This window comes from Georgenia sp. Marseille-Q6866 (genome assembly GCF_965111665.1).
On sequence record NZ_CBCOOR010000002.1, the window covers coordinates 67,947 to 85,513 of the forward strand.

The 17,567-nt window shown below is 74.0% G+C and carries 17 protein-coding genes; 11 read left to right on the forward strand and 6 right to left on the reverse strand.

The window, feature by feature from the left end; all coding sequences use genetic code 11:
- The first annotated feature begins 2 nt into the window (after positions 1 to 2).
- Positions 3 to 359: an RNA polymerase-binding protein RbpA gene (locus ACWPXV_RS02220; protein WP_251838428.1), complete on the forward strand. Its 357-nt coding sequence runs from the start codon at positions 3 to 5 to the stop codon at positions 357 to 359.
- Here ACWPXV_RS02220 and pgl read toward each other — a convergent pair.
- The 6 genes from pgl to tkt are packed head-to-tail and all read right to left on the reverse strand — an operon-like array spanning position 319 to position 8,787.
- The gene (gene pgl / locus ACWPXV_RS02225) at positions 319 to 1,221 is read right to left on the reverse strand and encodes a 6-phosphogluconolactonase (RefSeq protein ID WP_454083691.1); all 903 of its coding nucleotides are present in this window, start codon (positions 1,219 to 1,221) and stop codon (positions 319 to 321) included. The two genes, ACWPXV_RS02220 and pgl, sit on opposite strands and share 41 nt — an antisense overlap.
- Entirely contained in the window at positions 1,218 to 2,150 is a 933-nt protein-coding gene (locus ACWPXV_RS02230) for a glucose-6-phosphate dehydrogenase assembly protein OpcA (protein WP_454083692.1), read from the reverse strand. Before ACWPXV_RS02230 ends, pgl begins: the two co-directional genes overlap by 4 nt.
- Positions 2,151 to 2,161: 11 nt before the next feature.
- Complete coding sequence (zwf, locus tag ACWPXV_RS02235; protein WP_454083693.1) at positions 2,162 to 3,700, reverse strand: glucose-6-phosphate dehydrogenase; 1,539 nt, start codon at positions 3,698 to 3,700, stop codon at positions 2,162 to 2,164.
- Between the two features lie 21 nt (positions 3,701 to 3,721).
- On the reverse strand, positions 3,722 to 5,440 hold the full coding sequence (locus ACWPXV_RS02240) for a glucose-6-phosphate isomerase (protein WP_454083694.1): 1,719 nt from the start codon (positions 5,438 to 5,440) through the stop codon (positions 3,722 to 3,724).
- Complete coding sequence (gene tal, locus ACWPXV_RS02245) at positions 5,437 to 6,558, reverse strand: transaldolase (protein WP_454083695.1); 1,122 nt, start codon at positions 6,556 to 6,558, stop codon at positions 5,437 to 5,439. The genes ACWPXV_RS02240 and tal overlap by 4 nt, the downstream gene beginning before the upstream one ends.
- 57 nt (positions 6,559 to 6,615) lie before the next feature.
- Positions 6,616 to 8,787: a transketolase gene (tkt, locus tag ACWPXV_RS02250; RefSeq protein WP_454083696.1), complete on the reverse strand. Its 2,172-nt coding sequence runs from the start codon at positions 8,785 to 8,787 to the stop codon at positions 6,616 to 6,618.
- A 300-nt stretch (positions 8,788 to 9,087) separates the two neighbouring features.
- Between tkt and ACWPXV_RS02255 the strand changes: the two genes are divergently transcribed.
- From ACWPXV_RS02255 to ACWPXV_RS02300, 10 genes are all read left to right on the forward strand, one after another.
- Positions 9,088 to 10,026: a heme o synthase gene (locus tag ACWPXV_RS02255; RefSeq protein ID WP_454083697.1), complete on the forward strand. Its 939-nt coding sequence runs from the start codon at positions 9,088 to 9,090 to the stop codon at positions 10,024 to 10,026.
- 7 nt (positions 10,027 to 10,033) lie between these two features.
- A complete protein-coding gene (gene xerD, locus ACWPXV_RS02260; protein WP_454083698.1) occupies positions 10,034 to 11,005 on the forward strand; it encodes a site-specific tyrosine recombinase XerD in 972 nt (323 codons plus the stop codon).
- Between the two features lie 241 nt (positions 11,006 to 11,246).
- Entirely contained in the window at positions 11,247 to 11,591 is a 345-nt protein-coding gene (locus ACWPXV_RS02265; RefSeq protein WP_307784916.1) for an antitoxin, read from the forward strand.
- Positions 11,592 to 11,877: 286 nt separating this feature from the next.
- A complete protein-coding gene (locus ACWPXV_RS02270) occupies positions 11,878 to 12,744 on the forward strand; it encodes a ParA family protein (RefSeq protein ID WP_454083699.1) in 867 nt (288 codons plus the stop codon).
- A complete protein-coding gene (locus ACWPXV_RS02275; protein WP_454083700.1) occupies positions 12,713 to 13,609 on the forward strand; it encodes a segregation and condensation protein A in 897 nt (298 codons plus the stop codon). Before ACWPXV_RS02270 ends, ACWPXV_RS02275 begins: the two co-directional genes overlap by 32 nt.
- Entirely contained in the window at positions 13,602 to 14,222 is a 621-nt protein-coding gene (gene scpB, locus ACWPXV_RS02280; protein WP_454083701.1) for an SMC-Scp complex subunit ScpB, read from the forward strand. The genes ACWPXV_RS02275 and scpB overlap by 8 nt, the downstream gene beginning before the upstream one ends.
- Positions 14,219 to 14,962: a pseudouridine synthase gene (locus ACWPXV_RS02285; RefSeq protein ID WP_454083702.1), complete on the forward strand. Its 744-nt coding sequence runs from the start codon at positions 14,219 to 14,221 to the stop codon at positions 14,960 to 14,962. Before scpB ends, ACWPXV_RS02285 begins: the two co-directional genes overlap by 4 nt.
- 64 nt (positions 14,963 to 15,026) lie before the next feature.
- On the forward strand, positions 15,027 to 16,148 hold the full coding sequence (locus ACWPXV_RS02290; protein ID WP_454083703.1) for a prephenate dehydrogenase: 1,122 nt from the start codon (positions 15,027 to 15,029) through the stop codon (positions 16,146 to 16,148).
- On the forward strand, positions 16,145 to 16,855 hold the full coding sequence (cmk, locus tag ACWPXV_RS02295; RefSeq protein ID WP_454083704.1) for a (d)CMP kinase: 711 nt from the start codon (positions 16,145 to 16,147) through the stop codon (positions 16,853 to 16,855). The genes ACWPXV_RS02290 and cmk overlap by 4 nt, the downstream gene beginning before the upstream one ends.
- A complete protein-coding gene (locus tag ACWPXV_RS02300; protein WP_454083705.1) occupies positions 16,852 to 17,559 on the forward strand; it encodes a lysophospholipid acyltransferase family protein in 708 nt (235 codons plus the stop codon). The genes cmk and ACWPXV_RS02300 overlap by 4 nt, the downstream gene beginning before the upstream one ends.
- Positions 17,560 to 17,567: the final 8 nt, after the last annotated feature.

Here is a 17,567-nt window from a genome sequence, read left to right on the forward strand (position 1 = left end):
CCATGGCTGGAGGAAGTGCGATCCGCGGGTCCCGCGTCGGTGCGGGCCCCATGGGCGAGGCCGAGCGCGGCGAGGCCGCCCCTCGGATCCGGGTGACCTACTGGTGCGCCAAGGGACACGAGACGAGCCCGAGCTTCGCCACGGAGCCGGAGATCGTCGTCCCCGAGACCTGGGACTGCCCGCGCTGCGGGCTGCCCGCCGGCCAGGACCGTGAGGCCCCGCCGGAGCCCCCGCGCAACGAGCCGTACAAGACGCACCTCGCGTATGTGAAGGAGCGGCGCACGGACGCCGATGGGGAGGCCCTCCTCGAGGAGGCCCTCACTGCCCTCCGCGCCCGCCGCGGCACCACCACGCGCTAGCAGCACCAGCACCTCGTACGCCGACAGCCGGATTCCTCCCGAGGAATCCGGCTGTCGGCGCCGAGGTGGGTGGGTGACCGGCGGGGTCAGGGAGGGCGGAGGTGGCGGCGAGGTCGACGAGCCACAGGGTGCGGCCGCTCGCCTGCACACGACCGGCGGGGACGGACGCGCCGTCGCCCGTGCCGCCGTCGGCCTCGGGCAGCGAGGTGCCGGCCAGCGCGGCGGCAACGGCCGGGGCCTTGCCCTCGCCGGAGACGACGAGCCACACCTGGTGCGCCGCGCACAGCGTCGGGAGCGTGAGGCTCACCCGCTCCGGCGGCGGCTTGGGGGAGTCCGCCTCGGCGAGGGCGCCGAGCGACTCGTCCGCGAGGCTCGGGCGCCCCGGGAACAGCGAGGCGACGTGCCCGTCGGGACCCATCCCGAGGAGGACGACGGCAAGCTCGGGCACCTCGGCGCCGGGCGCGGCGTGCGCCGCCAGCTCCTCGGTGTACGCGCGCGCGGCGGCGTCGACGTCGGCGACCGTGTCCGGCCCCGGGACGGCGTGGACGTGCTCGGGCCGCAGCGGCAGGTGGTCCAGCAGCGCCTCGGCGGCGTCGACGTCGTTGCGCTCCGAGTGGCCCGCGGGCACGAAGCGCTCGTCGCCCCACCACACGTGGACGGCGGTCCAGTCGACCGCGTCGCGCAGCGGGTCCGCCGCCACGGCGCGCAGGACGTCGACGAGGATGCTGCCACCCGTGAGGGCGACGTGGACCGGCGTGGCCACGGACTGCGCGTCGACGAGCGCGAGAAGGAAACGGGCCGCCGTCGCCCGGGCGAGCAGCTCGCCGTCGGGGTGGACGACGACGGGTGCCTGGGTGCTCATGACCGAACCTCCGTGGGGACGAGGGGGAGTCCGCGCGTGAGCGTCCGACCGTAGGTCTCGTCGGCGTCGAGACGGCGCAGCTCTTCGGTGAGGCAGTCCGCCAGGGCGCGCTCCACCAGGTTGATCCGCTGGTCGATGCGGCCGGGACGGCTGAGGATGGCCACGCTCGCGCCCGGCTTGCGGCGCAGCGTGATCGACCCGTTCGCCCGCTCCAGCTCGACGTGGGTCACGGCCTTGGAGTCCTCGACGCCGACCTCCACCGGGACGCCGAAGGCGTCCGCGAGCCAAGCAGCGAGCATGTACACCGACGGCCGGTTCCTCGCGCCCGTCACACGGGCGGCGATGATCGGGTCGTGGGGCGGCTCGTCGAGGGTCGCGGCGAGCAGCCCTCGCCACAGGGTGACCCGGGACCATGCAAGGTCGGTGTCACCCGGCGCGTAGCCCGGCGCGAGCGCGCGCAGCGTGCCGAGCGGGTCGGCCGACGCCGTGGCGTCGGTGATCCGTCGCTGAGCCATCGCCCCGAGCGGGTCGCGGCTCGGCTCGGCCGGCGGCTCGCCCGTCCACCACACGACGATCGGCGCGTCGGGCAGCAGGAGGGGCATGACGAGGGTGTCGACGGCGTCGGCCGGCTCCCCCGTGGGCTGGAGGATGACGACCTCGCTGAGGCCGGCGTCCCCACCGACGCGGATCTCCGCGTCGATGCTGGCGGCGCCGTTGCCGTCGCCGGGGACGACGGCGATGATCCGGCAGGGGTGCTCGCGGGAGGCCCCGTTGGCGGCCGAGATCCCGTGCTCGGCGGCCGCGAGGTCGTCGGCGACGATGATGAGGGTGAGCACCCGGGTGAAGGAGTTGGCGCCGCTGGAGCGGCGCATGGCCGAGAGGCGGCTGCTCACCGCGGCGGAAGTCGTCGCGTGCATCGTGGTGATCATGCTCGTCTCCTTTACGGCATCCGCCAGCGGCGGCCGTCGCGTGCCAACATCTCGTCCGACCCCGCCGTGCCCCACGACCCCGGCCGGTAGGCCTCGGGGCGCCCGTGGGACTCCCAGAACTCCGTGATCGGGTCGAGGATCTGCCAGGACAGCTCGACCTCCCGCTGGTGCGGGAAGAGCGGCGGGTCGCCGAGGAGCACGTCGAGGATGAGCCGCTCGTAGGCCTCGGGGGAGTTCTCGGTGAAGGCGTTGCCGTAGCCGAAGTCCATCGACACGTCGCGGACCTCCATCGCGGTGCCCGGGACCTTGGCGCCGAAGCGGATCGTCACGCCCTCGTCGGGCTGGACCCGGAACACGATGGCGTTCTGCCCGAGCTCGCCGGACGAGCCGAGGTCGAAGGGCAGGTGCGGGGCACGCTTGAAGACGACGGCGATCTCCGTGACGCGCCGCCCGAGCCGCTTTCCGGCTCGCAGGTAGAACGGGACCCCGGCCCAGCGGCGGGAGTCGACCTCCAGGCGCATCGCGGCGTAGGTCTCGGTGACGGAGTCCGGCGAGATGCCGTCCTCCTCGTGGTAGCCGCGCACGTGCTCCCCGCCCTGCCACCCGGCTGCGTACTGGCCGCGCGCCGTCGAGGTGGTGAGGTCGTCCCCGAGCCGAACGGCCGAGAGCACCTTCTCCTTCTCGCGGCGCAGGGAGCCCGCGTCGAAGGAGAAGGGCTCCTCCATCGCAGTGAGCGCGAGGAGCTGGAGCAGGTGGTTCTGGATGACGTCCCGGGCCGCGCCGATGCCGTCGTAGTAGCCGGCGCGGCTGCCGATGCCGATGTCCTCGGCCATGGTGATCTGGACGTGGTCGACGTAGTGGTTGTTCCACACCGGCTCGAAGAGCTGGTTCGCGAAGCGCATCGCGAGGATGTTCTGGACGGTCTCCTTGCCCAGGTAGTGGTCGATGCGGAAGACCGAGTCCTCGGGGAACACCTCGGAGACGACGTCGTCGAGCTCGCGGGCCGACTCGAGGTTGTGCCCGAAGGGCTTCTCGATGATGACGCGGCGCCACGCGTCGGTCGTCGGCTCCGACAGGCCCGAGCGCTTGAGCTGGTTGAGCACGAGTGGGAAGGACCGCGGCGGCACCGAGAGGTAGAAGGCGTGGTTGCCGCCCGTGCCGCGCTCGGCGTCCAGGGCCGCGACCGTCTCGGCCAGCGTGTCGAAGGCGGCGTCGTCGTCGAACTCGCCCTGGACGAACCGGAAGCCGGAGGCCAGCTGCTCCCACGTGCGCTCGGAGAACTCCGTGCGGGCGTGCTCGCGCACGGCGTCGTGGACGATCTGCGCGAAGTCCTCGGTCGACCAGTCGCGCCGCGCGAAGCCGGTGAGGGCAAAGGACGGCGGCAGCAGGCCGCGGTTGGCAAGGTCGTAGATCGCCGGCAGCAGCTTGCGCTTGGCGAGGTCGCCCGTGACGCCGAAGATGACGAGGCCGGCAGGCCCCGCGATCCGGGGCAGGCGGCGGTCCCGGGGGTCGCGCAGCGGGTTGTCCGGCGGGGTCGGTGCGGTGCTCATGGTCTCCTCACGGCCCTGTGGTCAGGTGGTCCGGCGCGTCAGACTACCCGTGAGCCAGGCGAGGGCGTCCGGGGTGTCCACGCGCAGCCGCAGCACCGGCCGGCCGAGGCCGGTGAGCACCCGCGCGTCGGCGTCGGCCTGGGCCGCGACGAGCTCGGCGAAGTCGAAGTCGCGCCCCGGGATCGACACGTGGGCGGGCGCGCCGCCGGTGATCATGAGGTAGACGCCGTGCGGTGGGCCGCCCTTGTGGAGCTGGCCGGTGGAGTGGAGGTAGCGCGGGCCCCAGCCGAAGGTGACCGGACGTCCCGTGCGCTCTGCCAGGCCGTCGCGCACGCCCCGGAGGAGGTCCGGCGCGCGGCCCTCCCGGTCGAGGTAGGCGAGGACGGCGAGGTAGCCGTGCTCCGGGTCCAGCTGCTCGAGGAGGGTGGTGACGGCGTCGGGCACGGTCCGCGCGCCGGCGAGCAGGGCACGCGGGGCCCGGACCTCGACGCCGGAGTCGCTGAAGGCCGGCGGCTCGAGGGACGGCATGCCGCCGAGGAACTCGCGGGTGGCCTGCTTCGTCGCCTCGACGTCGGGCTGGTCGAAGGGGTTGACGCCGAGGAGCCGCCCGGCGACGGCGACGGCGTGCTGCCACAGGAGGAAGGTGCCGCCGAGGGAGCCGGAGACGGTGATCTCGGTGGAGTCGGTGTCGGCGTCGAGGTCCGCGCTCACCGCGACCCGCCGCGCGCCGTCGGCGACGTCGTCGAGCTCGGCGGCGGCGTCGTCGGTGAGGGGGGTGAGGAGGACCGGCAGGGTGCGCTCGTCGCGGGCGGCCAGCTCGGGGGCGTGCTCGTCGGCGACGACGGGGACGAGGCCGCGCCCGCCCTTGCCGAGCGACTCCGCGAGCAGCTGCTCCGCCCACGCGGTGAAGTGGTAGAGCCCGCTGCCGGCGTCGACGAGCAGCACCGTCTCGCGCAGCGGGCGCGTCGCGGCCAGCGCGGCGCCGAGGACGAGGGCCGGGTTGGCCTCGGTGTCCTCGGCGAAGAAGGGTGCGACCTCGGCGGCCTCGTCGAGGAGCCGGCCGACGTCGACGCCGGCGAGGGCGCTCGGCACGAGACCGTAGGCGGACAGCGCGGAGAACCGCCCGCCGACCCGCGGGTCGGCGGCGAAGACGGCGCGGTACCCCTCCTCCCGGGCAAGCTCCTCGAGCGGCGAGCCCGGCTTGGTGAGGACGACGACGTGCCGGGCGGGGTCGCGGCCCGCGGCCTGGAGGGCGGCGACGAAGGCGCGCCGGTGGGAGTCCGTCTCCACCGTGGTGCCCGAGCGGGAGGCGACGACGAGCACCGTGCGCGCGAGGTCGCCCTCCAGCACGCGCTCCACCTGCGTGGGCACCGTCGAGTCGAGGACGGTAAGCGGGGCGCCGAGGGAGCCGGTGATGACCTCTGCGGCGAGGGACGAGCCGCCCATGCCGGCGAGGACCACGTGGTCCAGCCCCTCGGCCCGCAGCTCCTCGCGCAGCGCGCTCACCCGCTCGACGAGCTCGCGGGAGGTCTGGTGGAGGTCGGTCCAGCCGAGGCGGTCGCCGACATCGACGCCCTCGCCCCACAGCGACGCGTCCTGCGCCGCGAGCCGGGAGGCGACGTGCTCCTCGAGAAGGGCGGGGACGGCGTCGTGCACGGCCTGCGCCGCCGCCCCGGTCGCGCTCACCTCGACGACGGCGGTCTCCTCGTCACCCGCCCAGGTGACGATCGCGGGGCTCATTGCCGGCCCGGTGCCTGCAGGCCGGTCGTGACCCGCTCGCTCAGCTGGTCCCAGCTCTGCTGGAACTTCTCCACGCCCTCCGTCTCGAGGGTGTCCATGATCTCGCCGTAGGAGATCCCCAGGCGCTCGAGCCGGTCGAGGACCTCCCGCGCCTCGTCGTAGCCGCCGCGGACCGTGTCGCCCCGCAGCTCGGCGTGGTCGGCGACGGCGCGCAGGGTGGCCTCCGGCATCGTGTTGACGACGCCGTCGGTGACGAGCTCGTCGACGTAGCGGGTGTCGGGGTAGGCGGGGTCCTTGACCCCGGTCGAGGCCCACAGCAGGCGCTGCGGGTGGGCCCCGGCGTCGGCGAGGGACTGCCAGCGCTCGGTGCCGAAGATCTCCTCGAAGGCCTCGTAGGCGAGGCGGGCGTTGGCGATGGCGACCTGGCCACGCAGGGTGCGGGCGTCGTCGTCGTCCAGCTCGTCGAGCCGGGCGTCGACCGCCGAGTCGATCCGCGAGACGAAGAAGGAGGCGACGGAGTGGATCGTCGAGAGGTCCACCCCGGCGAGCTGTGCACGCTCCAGGCCGTCGGTGTAGGCCCGCGCCACGGCGCGGTAGCGGTCGAGGGAGAAGATGAGGGTGACGTTGACGCTGATGCCCTCGGCGATCGCCTCGGTGATCGCCGGCAGCCCCTCGGTCGTCGCGGGGATCTTGACGAGGAGGTTGGGCCGGTCGACGAGCTGCCAGAGCTCGCGGGCCTGGGCGATGGTCGCGTCGGTGTCGTGGGCGAGGTACGGGTCGACCTCGATCGAGACGCGCCCGTCGACGCCACCGGTGCTCTCGTAGACCTCGAGGAACCGGTCGCAGGCGTTGCGGACGTCGGAGGTGGTGAGCGCGGTGATCGCGGTGGGGACGTCGGCGCCGTCACCGGCGAGGGCGGCGAGGTCGGCGTCGTACCGGGTCCCCTCCGACAGCGCCGAGGCGAAGATCGAGGGGTTCGTCGTCACGCCGACGACGTGGTCCTCCGCGAGGAGCGAGGTGAGGGACTGGGCCCCACCGCCCTCGAGGCGTTCGCGGGACAGGTCGTCCAGCCAGACGGAGACGCCGAGACTGCTCAGCTCGGCCAGGTGGTTCGTCATTGCTCCTCCTCGCGTGGGCCGGGCCCCGGCGGCGGGTGCCGCCGGGGCCCGGTCGTGCTACTTGGGCAGGTCGCCCGTCCCGCCGGGGGCGGCGTCCTGGTCGGTGCCGGGGGAGTCGTGGCCGGCCGCGGCCAGCGACTCGCGCGCCTTGGCGACGGTCGCCTCGGCGGTGATGCCGAACTCCTCGTACAGGCGCTCGTAGGCGGCCGAGGCGCCGTAGTGCTCGATGCTCACGCAGCGGCCGGCATCGCCGACGATCTCGTGCCAGCCCTGGGCGACGGCGGCCTCGACGGAGACGCGTGCCTTGACCGAGCCGGGCAGCACCTCCTCCTGGTAGGCGTCGTCCTGGAGGGCGAACCACTCGCGGCAGGGCATCGACACGACTCGCGTGGCGACGCCGTCGGCCTGGAGGGTCTCGCGGGCCGCGAGCGCGACCTGCACCTCGGAGCCGGTGGCGATGAGGATGACCTGCGGCGTGCCGCCGGTGGCCTCGGCGAGGACGTAGCCGCCGCGGGCGACGCCCTCGGCGCTGGCGAGCGTGTCGCCCTCGGCCGCACCGGAGCCGCGCGCCGGGTTCGGCACGTTCTGGCGGGTGAGGACGAGACCGGCGGGACGCTCGGTGTTCTCGATGATCGTGCGCCACGCGACGGCCACCTCGGCGGCGTCGGCGGGACGGACGACGTCGAGGCCGGGGATCGCGCGCAGGGCGGCGAGGTGCTCGATCGGCTGGTGGGTGGGGCCGTCCTCACCGAGGCCGATGGAGTCGTGCGTCCACACGAAGGTGCTGGGGATGCCCATGAGGGCGGCCAGGCGCACCGGCGGGCGCATGTAGTCGGAGAAGGTGAGGAAGGTGCCGCCGTAGGGGCGGGTGAGGCCGTGGAGGGTGATCCCGTTGAGGATCGAGCCCATGGCGTGCTCACGGATGCCGAAGTGGAGCGTCCGGCCGTAGGGGTTGCCGGGGAACATCTTCGTGGAGCGCTGGACCGGGAGGAAGGACGGCTCGCCCTTCATCGTCGTGTTGTTCGAGCCGGCGAGGTCGGCCGAGCCGCCCCACAGCTCGGGCAGCACGGGCGCGAGCGCAGCGAGCACGGAGCCGGACGCGGATCGCGTGGACACGGCCTTGCCCTCCTCGAAGGCGGGCAGCGCGTCGGCCCAGCCCTCGGGCAGCTCTCGGGCGCTCAGGCGCTCCAGGAGGGCGGCGCCCTCGGGGTTGGCGGTGCGCCACGCCTGGAAGGAGGTCTCCCACTCCTGGCGGAGGGCGGCGCCGCGGTCGCGGACCTGACGGACGTGGCTGAAGACCTCGTCGGTCACCTCGAAGCTCTGCTCGGGGTCGAAGCCGAGGACCTCCTTGAGGCCGCGGACCTCGTCGCCGCCGAGGGCGGAGCCGTGGATCGCGCCGGTGTTCTGCTTGGTGGGGGCGGGCCAGCCGATGATCGTGCGCAGCGCGATCATCGTCGGGCGGTTCGTCTCGGCCTTGCCGGCCGCGATGGCGGCGGCGAGCGCGTCGACGTCCTCGGTGTAGCCGGTCCCGCCGTCGGTCCAGTCCACCCGCTCGGTGTGCCAGCCGTAGGCGGCGTAGCGGGCGAGGACGTCCTCGGTGAAGGCGATGTTGGTGTCGTCCTCGATCGAGATCTTGTTGTCGTCCCAGATGACGATGAGGTTGCCGAGCTCCTGCACGCCGGCGATGGAGCTCGCCTCGGAGGTGACGCCCTCCTGGAGGTCGCCGTCGGAGGCGATGACGTAGATGTGGTGGTCGAAGGGGCTGGTGCCCGCGGCGGCCTCCGGGTCGAGCAGGCCACGCTCGCGGCGGGCCGCCATGGCCATGCCGACGCCGTTGGCCAGGCCCTGGCCGAGCGGGCCGGTGGTGACCTCGACGCCCTCGGTGTGGCGGTACTCGGGGTGGCCGGGGGTCTTGGAGCCCCACGTGCGCAGCGCCTTGAGGTCGTCGATCTCGAGGCCGTAGCCGGAGAAGTAGAGCTGGATGTACTGCGTCAGCGCGCTGTGCCCGGCGGAGAGCACGAAGCGGTCGCGGCCTGCCCAGTGCGGGTCCGCGGGGTCGTGGCGCATGACGTTCTGGTAGAGCAGGTAGGCGGCGGGGGCCAGGCTCATCGCCGTCCCCGGGTGGCCGCTGCCGACCTTCTCGACGGCGTCGGCTGCCAGGACGCGCGCGGTGTCCACCGCGCGACGGTCGAGGTCGGTCCACCCGGCCTGGGTGCTGGTCTCGCTCACTAGGTCTCCCTCGGTGTGGGTCACGGCCGGCCGGGAACCCGACCGGTACGTCTACGGATGTGGTGACCCTATCGCCGCCGTCGGCCGCACAGAGATTGTTGCCACATGGTGCACAGCGTGCACCCGGTGTGAGCAAGTCGGCACCCCCTTCCGGGCGCGGGGACTGGCCGTTCCCGGGGGGCAGGCCCGTAGGATGGGGGTTGCCCGCGCAACAGTCGGAGCGCGAGATGGGAAGTGGAACGACGCGTGCGTAGTGTGCAGCCGGCGCCTGGGCGCCAGACCGAGGAGGTGGCACCCCACGTGTCCGACCGTTCGACGCTGCGGTCCAGCCCCGGCCCCTCCGGACCGACGACGACCCGCGCCGACCGCGTCAAGGCCTACGTCGCGCTGACCAAGCCGCGCATCGTCGAGCTCCTCCTCATCACCACCGTCCCCACGCTCTTCCTCGCCGCCGGTGGCTGGCCGGGCCTGTGGCTCACCGTCGCCACGATGATCGGCGGCTACGCCTCCGCGGGCTCCGCCAACACGTGGAACATGATCATCGACCGGGACATCGACAAGCTGATGAACCGGACGAAGCAGCGCCCGCTCGTCACCGGTGTGCTGTCCGTGCGGCAGGCGACCGTCTTCGCCGTCGTCCTCGGGGTCTTCTCCTTCCTGTGGTTCGGCCTGCTCGTCAACTGGGCCTCGGCCTGGCTGTCCCTGGCCGCCGTCGCCATGTACGTCGTCGGGTACACGCTCCTGCTCAAGCGGCGGACCACCCAGAACATCGTGTGGGGCGGCGCGGCGGGCTGCATGCCCGTGCTCATCGGCTGGTCCGCGGTGACCGGCACGGTGGAGTGGCCTGCGCTGGTCCTGTTCGGGATCATCTTCTTCTGGACCCCGCCGCACTACTGGCCCCTGTCCATGCGCTTCAAGAAGGACTACGCGCGTGCCGAGGTGCCGATGCTGCCGGTCGTCGCCAGCGACACGAAGGTCGCCGTCCAGATCCTCCTGTACGGCGCCGCCATGGTGGCCTGCTCCCTCGTGCTCGTGCCCGTGGCCGGGATGACGTGGGTGTACGCGGTCATCGCCGGTGCGGCCGGTGCCTGGTTCATCGCCGGGTGCCTGCGCCTGCTGGCCCGCGCCCGCCACCCCGAGCGCGGCAAGCTCGCGGCGATGAAGGTCTTCCACGCCTCGATCACGTACCTGACGATCGTCTTCGTCGCCGTGGCGGTCGACCCGTTCCTCCCCCTGTAGGAGCGACGTGACGCGCACGACGACGACGTCTGCCGCGCAGCCGGGCCCCTCGACCGCACCGGCGCTGGAGCGCGCGCTGGAGGAGTACCTCGCCCACCTCGGGGTGGAGCGCGGGCTGAGCGAGCACACCCTGTCCGCCTACCGGCGCGACCTCAGCCGCTACGCCGCGTACCTCACCGCGCGCGGACGCCGCGAGCTGGGGGAGGTGGCGCCCGCCGACGTCGCCGAGTACGTGGAGGCGGTGCGCACCGGGTCCGACGGCGGGCGGGCGCTAGCCGTCTCCTCCGCCGGCCGCGCCGTCGTCGCCGTCCGGGGCTGGCACCGCTTCGCCGTGCTCGAGGGGCACGCCGCCCAGGACCCGAGCGCGGACGTGCGCGCCCCCGCGACCTCGCGGCGGCTGCCCAAGGCGCTGAGCACCGACGACGTCGAACGGCTCCTCGAGGCCGCCTCGCTCGGCGAGGGGCCGGTGCCGCTGCGTGACCGGGCGCTCCTGGAGGTGCTGTACGGCACGGGGGCCCGGATCAGCGAGGCGGTCGGCCTGTCCGCCGACGACCTCGACCTCGACGGCGGCACGGTGCGCCTGTTCGGCAAGGGCCGCCGCGAGCGGGTGGTGCCGGTGGGCCGCTACGCCGTCGAGGCGGTGGAGGCCTACGTCGTGCGTGCACGGCCGGAGCTGGCGCGCGCCGGCCGGGGGACGTCGGCGCTGTTCCTCAACCAGCGCGGCGGGCCGCTGAGCCGGCAGAGCGCGTGGGCGGTGCTCCAGACGGCCGGGGCACGCGCCGGGCTCGGGGAGCACGTCTCCCCGCACACGCTGCGCCACTCCTTCGCCACCCACCTCCTGGCCGGCGGCGCCGACGTCCGTGTGGTCCAGGAGCTCCTCGGCCACGCCTCGGTGACGACGACGCAGATCTACACGCAGGTGACCGTCCAGGCGATGCGTGAGGTCTACGCGACCGCCCCCCCCCGCGCCCGCGGCTAGCCGGCCTCCGCCCCCGCGGCTCGCCGGCCTCCGCCTGGTACGCACCCCCGGTCGTCTCGACGCACCTCCCGCCGGCGCCCAGCGGACGCAAGGTGCGTCCCGGACGATCCGGTGGGAGCCGGCCGCTGCGCCCGCGCCCCGGGCGGTGGGCGTGGTCGGCAAGCCAGCGGTCCCGCGCTCCCGGGGTGCGGGCGCGGCGAGGGGCGCCCATCCTGGGCGGAACCCCGACCGAGGAGGACCCATGGGACTCGGAGACATGGCCAAGAAGGCCAAGGACGCCCTGAGCAGCGACAAGGGCGAGCAGACGAGCGACAAGGTGCTCGACGGCGCCGCGGACCTCGCGAACAAGGTGACCGGCGGGAAGCACGCCGACAAGGTCCAGCAGGGCCGTGACGCCGCGGACGCACGCATCGGCACCACCGAGGCGGACCCAGCCACGACGAGCACGACGACGCACGCGACCGGCGGGACCGACGGCGTCAACGCGGCCGGCAACGCCGGTGGCAGCAGCCACGGCTCAGGCACCACGACCGCCGGGGCCGACAGCCCCGGGCCGGACCAGCCCACCGGCCGCCACCGCGCCTGACCGGCCGGCGGGACCACCACCTCCCGCTGCTGAGGGCCGAGCAACTCCCCTGACAGCGCGTGCTGTCAGGGGAGCTCGTCGTCCTGGGCGCGAGACGGGGGGCGGGAGGAGGAAACCCGCTGTCGGCGCGAGGGCCGGGGACGTCGGAGTGGCGAGGAATCCTGCTGTCGGCGCGAGGTGCGGGGGTCGTCCGAGGCGGCGAGGAATCCGGCTGTCGGCGGGGGAGAGTGGGGGTGCTCCCGCGTGCCGCTCGCCTCGGACGCCGTCGGCGAACTAACGTGGAGGGGTGAGCGACGCACACCAGCCGACCCTGATCGACGCCTCCGGCGACGGGCAGGTCGCCGACTTCCCCGAGCCGGCGCCGCTCGACTCCCACGGACCGGCGCGCATCATCGCGATGTGCAACCAGAAGGGCGGGGTCGGCAAGACGACGACGACGATCAACCTCGGCGCCGCGCTGGCCGAGTACGGCCGCCGCGTCCTTATCGTCGACTTCGACCCCCAGGGCGCCGCCTCCGCGGGCCTCGGCGTCAACGCCAACGAGCTCGACCGCACGATCTACTCCGTGCTCATGGAGCCCCGCTCCGACGTCCGCGAGATCATCCACGAGACGGCGGTGGAGAACCTCCACATCGTGCCGGCGAACATCGACCTGTCCGCCGCCGAGGTGCAGCTCGTCACCGAGGTCGCCCGCGAGCAGGCCCTCAGCCGCGTCCTGCGCCCCGTCCTGGACGACTACGACCTCATCCTCGTCGACTGCCAGCCCTCGCTCGGGCTGCTCACCGTCAACGCGCTCACCGCGGCGCACGGCGTGATGATCCCGCTCGAGGCGGAGTTCTTCGCGCTGCGCGGCGTCGCCCTCCTCATGGAGACCATCGACAAGGTGAGCGAGCGGATCAACCCGCGCCTCGAGCTCGACGGCATCCTCGTGACGATGTACGACGGCCGCACCCTCCACGCCCGTGAGGTCCTCGAGCGGGTCCGCGAGGGCTTCGGTGAGCGGGTCTTCGACACGATCATCAACCGGACGATCAAGTTCCCCGACGCCACCATCGCCCTCGAACCGATCACGAGCTACGCACCCACCCACGCCGGTGCGCACGCCTACCGGCGCCTGGCCCGTGAGCTCGTCGCCCGCGGTGACGTCGCCTGAGGCGGCCGCGGCCGCACCCCCGAACCCGCAGCCAGCGGCCGCCGGCGCCGCACCCCAGGACCGCACCGCCTTCGCGGTGACGCTGGAGAACTTCACCGGACCCTTCGACCTCCTCCTGTCCCTCATCGCCAAGCACAGGCTCGACATCACCGAGGTCGCGCTGGCGAGGGTCACTGACGAGTTCATCGCCCACCTCGCCGGCCAGGCGGAGTGGGACCTCGGCCAGGCAAGCGAGTTCCTCGTCGTCGCTGCGACCCTCCTCGACCTCAAGGCCGCCCGGCTCCTGCCGCGGGGCAGCGTCGAGGACGAGGAGGACCTCGAGCTCCTCGAGGCCCGCGACCTCCTCTTCGCCCGCCTCCTCCAGTACCGCGCCTACAAGGAGGTCGCCGCCGACCTCGAGCGCCGCTGGGCCGTGGGCACCCGCTCCTACCCGCGCTCGGTGAGCCTCGAGCCGCACTTCGCGGCCCTGCTGCCCGAGCTCGTCATCCGGGTGGGCCCCGAGCGCCTCGCCCAGCTCGCCGCTGCGGCCTTCGCCCCGCGTCCCGGGCCGCCGCAGGTGGACCTGGGCCACCTCCACGCGCCCGTCGTCCCGGTCCGCGAGCAGGCGGCCCTCATCGTCGAGCGGCTCCGCCGCCACCGCACCACGACGTTCCGCGCGCTCACCGACGACGCCGAGTCGACCGCCGTCGTCGTCTCCCGCTTCCTCGCGCTGCTCGAGCTGTTCCGTGAGGGCGCCATCACCTTCGACCAGGCACAGCCCCTGGGCGAGCTCACCGTACGGTGGTCCGGGAGCGAGGAGGGCGACGTCGTCGTCGCCGACGACTACGACGCCACGGACGAGGACGAGGGGCACGACGATGACTGACGCCGCCGAGCAGGAGGCGCCGCGCTACGAGGCGGTGCCCGACGACGTCATGCCGCGCGAGCACCTCGCCGCCCTCGAGGCGATCCTCATGGTCGTCGACGAGCCCGTGCCCGCCGCCCAGCTGGCCAGCGTCCTCGGCCTGCCCACGGGGCAGGTCGCCGAGCTGCTCACCGAGCTCGCCGCGGACTACGCGGGGGAGCGTGGCGGGCGCCCGCGCGGCTTCGAGCTGCGTGAGCTCGCCGGCGGCTGGCGCGTCTACTCGGCGCCGACCTACGCCGACGTCGTGGGCCGCTTCGTCGTCGACGGCCAGACCGCCCGCCTCACCCAGGCCTCCCTCGAGACGCTCGCCGTCATCGCCTACCGCCAGCCCGTCTCGCGCGGGAGGGTGGCCGCGATCCGCGGCGTCAACGTTGACGGCGTCGTCCGCACCCTTCTCGCCCGCGGGCTCATCGAGGAGGCCGGGCACGACGACGACGGCGGCGCGGTCCTCTACCGGACGAGCTCCTACTTCCTCGAGCGGATGGGGCTGGGCTCGCTCGGCGACCTGCCCCCGCTCGCCCCCTACCTGCCCGACCTCGACACCCTGGACGACCTGGAGGGAGACCTGCGATGACCGACGTGCACCAGCCCGGAGGAACCCGACTGCAGAAGGTCCTCGCCGCGGCGGGCTACGGCTCGCGACGCGCCTGCGAGAACCTCATCGCCGACGGGCGGGTGACGGTCGACGGACAGCGCGTCGACGAGCTCGGCACCCGCGTGGACCCGGCCACCGCCGTCATCCACGTCGACGGCGTGCGCCTGCAGCTCGACGACACGAAGGTGACGCTGGCGCTGCACAAGCCCGCCGGTGTCGTCTCGACGATGAGCGACGAGCAGGGGCGCCCGGACCTGTCGCAGTACGTGTCCGACCGCGCCGAGCGGCTCTTCCACGTGGGCCGACTCGACGAGCAGACCGAGGGGCTCATCCTCCTCACCAACGACGGCGAGCTCGCCCACCGCCTCGCGCACCCCTCCTACGAGGTGGCCAAGACCTACGTCGCCACCGTCGAGGGTGACGTCCCGCGCGCGCTGGCCCGCCGCATGCGCGAGGGCATCACGCTCGAGGACGGCCCCGCCCACGCCGACCGCTTCACGGTGCTCGAGACGTCGCCGAGCGCGTCCGTCGTCGAGATCGAGCTGCACGAGGGCCGCAACCGCATCGTGCGCCGCATGCTGGAGCAGGTGGGCCACCCGGTCATCCGCCTCGTGCGCACCCGCTTCGGCACGGTGCGCCTGGGCCAACTCAAGCCCGGCCACACCAGGGTCATCTCCGGCACCGAGCTCGGCACGCTGATGTCGAGCGTCGGGCTGTGAGCCGAGCGGTAGTCTGTCCCGGGCGCCGCGCCGGGCGGCCCCCGGGCAGGGAGGAAGCAGGAGCGTGACGAGCCAGGCGGCACCCCTGACGACGGGCCCCGTCAAGGTCGTCGGCACCGGGCTGCTCGGGACGAGCATCGCGCTGTGCCTCGCCGGCCAGGGCGTGCCGGTCCAGCTCTCCGACGCCTCGCCCTCCGCGCTCGCCCTGGCCCGCGACATGGGCGCGGGTGAGCCCGTCCACGACGCGAGCCCCGAGCCCGCCGTCGTCATCGTGGCGACCCCGCCCGATGTCGCCGGCCCGGTCGTCCTCGACATGCTCCGCCGTCACCCCGCCGCCGTCGTCACCGACGTCGCGAGCGTCAAGGCCGTCATCGCGGCCGAGGTCGCCGAGGGGGCCGACGACGGCGCCCGCACCCGCTACGTCGGCTCCCACCCCATGGCGGGCCGGGAGCGCTCCGGCGCGATCGCCGCGGACGCGGACCTCTTCGCGGGCCGGCCGTGGGTCATCTCCGCCGCCGGCGACGCCTCGCCCGCCGCCGCGGGTGCCGTGCGCGCCCTCGCCCTCGACGTCGGCGCCCTGCCGGTGCCGCTCGCGCCGCAGGAGCACGACGACGCCGTCGCCCTCGTCTCCCACATCCCCCAGCTGGCGGCGTCGCTCGTCGCCGCGCGCCTCGTCGACGCGCCCGAGGCGGCGCTCTCGCTCGCCGGGCAGGGCCTGCGCGACGTCACCCGCATCGCCGCCTCCGACCCGCGGCTGTGGGCCGCGATCCTCGTCGGCAACGCGGGGCCCGTCGCCGCGGGGCTGCGCGAGCTGCGCGCGGACCTCGACGCGCTCATCGACAGCCTCGACCGCGCCGCCACCGCCGGGCCGCTGGCACCCGGGGCGATGGGCGCGCTGAGCGCCGTCGTCTCCGCCGGCAACACCGGCGTGGGACGGGTCCCGGGCAAGCACGGCGGCGCCCCGCGCCGCTACGGGACCGTGCAGGTGCTCGTCCCGGACGAGCCCGGCGAGCTGGGCCGCCTCTTCGGCGAGGTCGGGGAGATCGGCGTGAACATCGAGGACCTTCTGCTCGAGCACTCGGCCGGCGCCCGGGTGGGCATCGCCCACCTGTCGGTGGTGCCGGCCGCAGCGGCCGAGCTGGAGCAGGAGCTGACGACCCGCGGATGGAGAGTGGTGGCGGAATGACGGCACCGGTGACGGTGGCGATCGACGGGCCCTCGGGCTCGGGGAAGTCGACGATCAGCAGGCGGCTCGCTGCCGCGGAGGGCCTGGCCTACCTCGACACCGGGGCGATGTACCGCGCCGCGACGTGGTGGTGCCGCCGCCAGGACGTCGAGCTCACCGACACGGCTGCGGTCGCCGCGGCGACCGAGGTCATGCCGCTCGACATGGGGGTGGACCCGGGCGACCCGACGATCACGTGCGACGGCGTCGACATCACCGCCGCGATCCGGCTGTCGGAGATCTCCTCGGTCGTCTCGGCGGTCGCGACGAACCTCGACGTCCGCGCCCAGCTGCGGGAGCGCCAGCGCGCCATCATCGCCGCCGAGCGGCAGCCGGGCGGGCACAGCGCGGGCCGCGGGATCGTCGCCGAGGGACGCGACATCACGACCGTCGTCGCCCCGGACGCCGACGTGCGCATCCTCCTCACCGCCGACGAGGCCGCGCGCCTGGCGCGCCGGGCCCGGGAGCTCCACGGCACCGTGGACGACCAGGCCATCGCCGCGACCCGCGACGAGGTCGTGGGCCGTGACGCCCAGGACTCCACGGTCTCCACCTTCCTCACCGCCGCCGACGGCGTCGTCACCATCGACTCCTCGGCCCTCGACATCGACCAGACGCTCGCCGTGGTGCGACGCGTCGTCGCGCAGGCGCGGCAGGAGGAGCAGTGAGCACCGCGCGCCCGGCCGCCCAGCCCTCGCGCGGCTCCCGGGTCAAGCCCGAGGACATCTACCGCTGGGGCCCGGTCTGGTCCCGGCGCGTGGGCCAGTTCCTCGACCACGTGTGGTGGAGCACCAAGGTCTACGGCGCGGAGAACGTCCCGCGCACGGGGCCGGTCATCATCGCGTCCAACCACACCGGCGTCATCGACGGTCCCCTGCTCCACGGCGCCATCCCGCGCGGCTCGCACTTCATCATCAAGCAGGAGTTCTGGGACTCCCCGCTCGGCTTCCTCATGACGCTCGCCGGGCAGATCCCGGTGGACCGGCGCAACGGGCGGGCGTCCCTCGCCGTCGCCCAGCAGATGCTGCACGAGGGGCGCGCCGTCGGGATCTTCCCCGAGGGCAACCGCGGCTCGGGCAACGTCCAGTCCACACGGGCGGGCGTCGCGTGGCTCGCGGTCCACGGGAACGCGCCGGTCGTCCCGGTCGCCTGCCTCGGCACGCGGCCCGCCGGCAAGAAGGTCGGGTACGTCCCGCCGCCGCGCGCCCGCCTGCACGTCGTCTTCGGCAAGCCGATCGTGCTCGACACCGAGAAGCGTGAGGGCGGCAACCGCGAGGTCATGACGCGGGCGATGGAGCAGATCCACCAGGGCCTGGCCGCGCACGTCGAGGACGCCGTCCGCCAGACCGGCATCCCCCTCCCCACCCACTGACGGACGCA

Excerpts from the sequence above, each read along its gene's own strand:
- ACWPXV_RS02230 (WP_454083692.1), bottom strand. The coding sequence starts at position 2,150 with ATGATCACCACGATGCACGCGACGACTTCCGCCGCGGTGAGCAGCCGC.
- ACWPXV_RS02285 (WP_454083702.1), top strand. The coding sequence starts at position 14,219 with ATGACCGACGTGCACCAGCCCGGAGGAACCCGACTGCAGAAGGTCCTC.
- ACWPXV_RS02240 (WP_454083694.1), bottom strand. The coding sequence starts at position 5,440 with ATGAGCCCCGCGATCGTCACCTGGGCGGGTGACGAGGAGACCGCCGTC.
- tal (WP_454083695.1), bottom strand. The coding sequence starts at position 6,558 with ATGACGAACCACCTGGCCGAGCTGAGCAGTCTCGGCGTCTCCGTCTGG.
- cmk (WP_454083704.1), top strand. The coding sequence starts at position 16,145 with ATGACGGCACCGGTGACGGTGGCGATCGACGGGCCCTCGGGCTCGGGG.
- ACWPXV_RS02265 (WP_307784916.1), top strand. The coding sequence starts at position 11,247 with ATGGGACTCGGAGACATGGCCAAGAAGGCCAAGGACGCCCTGAGCAGC.
- ACWPXV_RS02220 (WP_251838428.1), top strand. The coding sequence starts at position 3 with ATGGCTGGAGGAAGTGCGATCCGCGGGTCCCGCGTCGGTGCGGGCCCC.
- zwf (WP_454083693.1), bottom strand. The coding sequence starts at position 3,700 with ATGAGCACCGCACCGACCCCGCCGGACAACCCGCTGCGCGACCCCCGG.
- pgl (WP_454083691.1), bottom strand. The coding sequence starts at position 1,221 with ATGAGCACCCAGGCACCCGTCGTCGTCCACCCCGACGGCGAGCTGCTC.
- scpB (WP_454083701.1), top strand. The coding sequence starts at position 13,602 with ATGACTGACGCCGCCGAGCAGGAGGCGCCGCGCTACGAGGCGGTGCCC.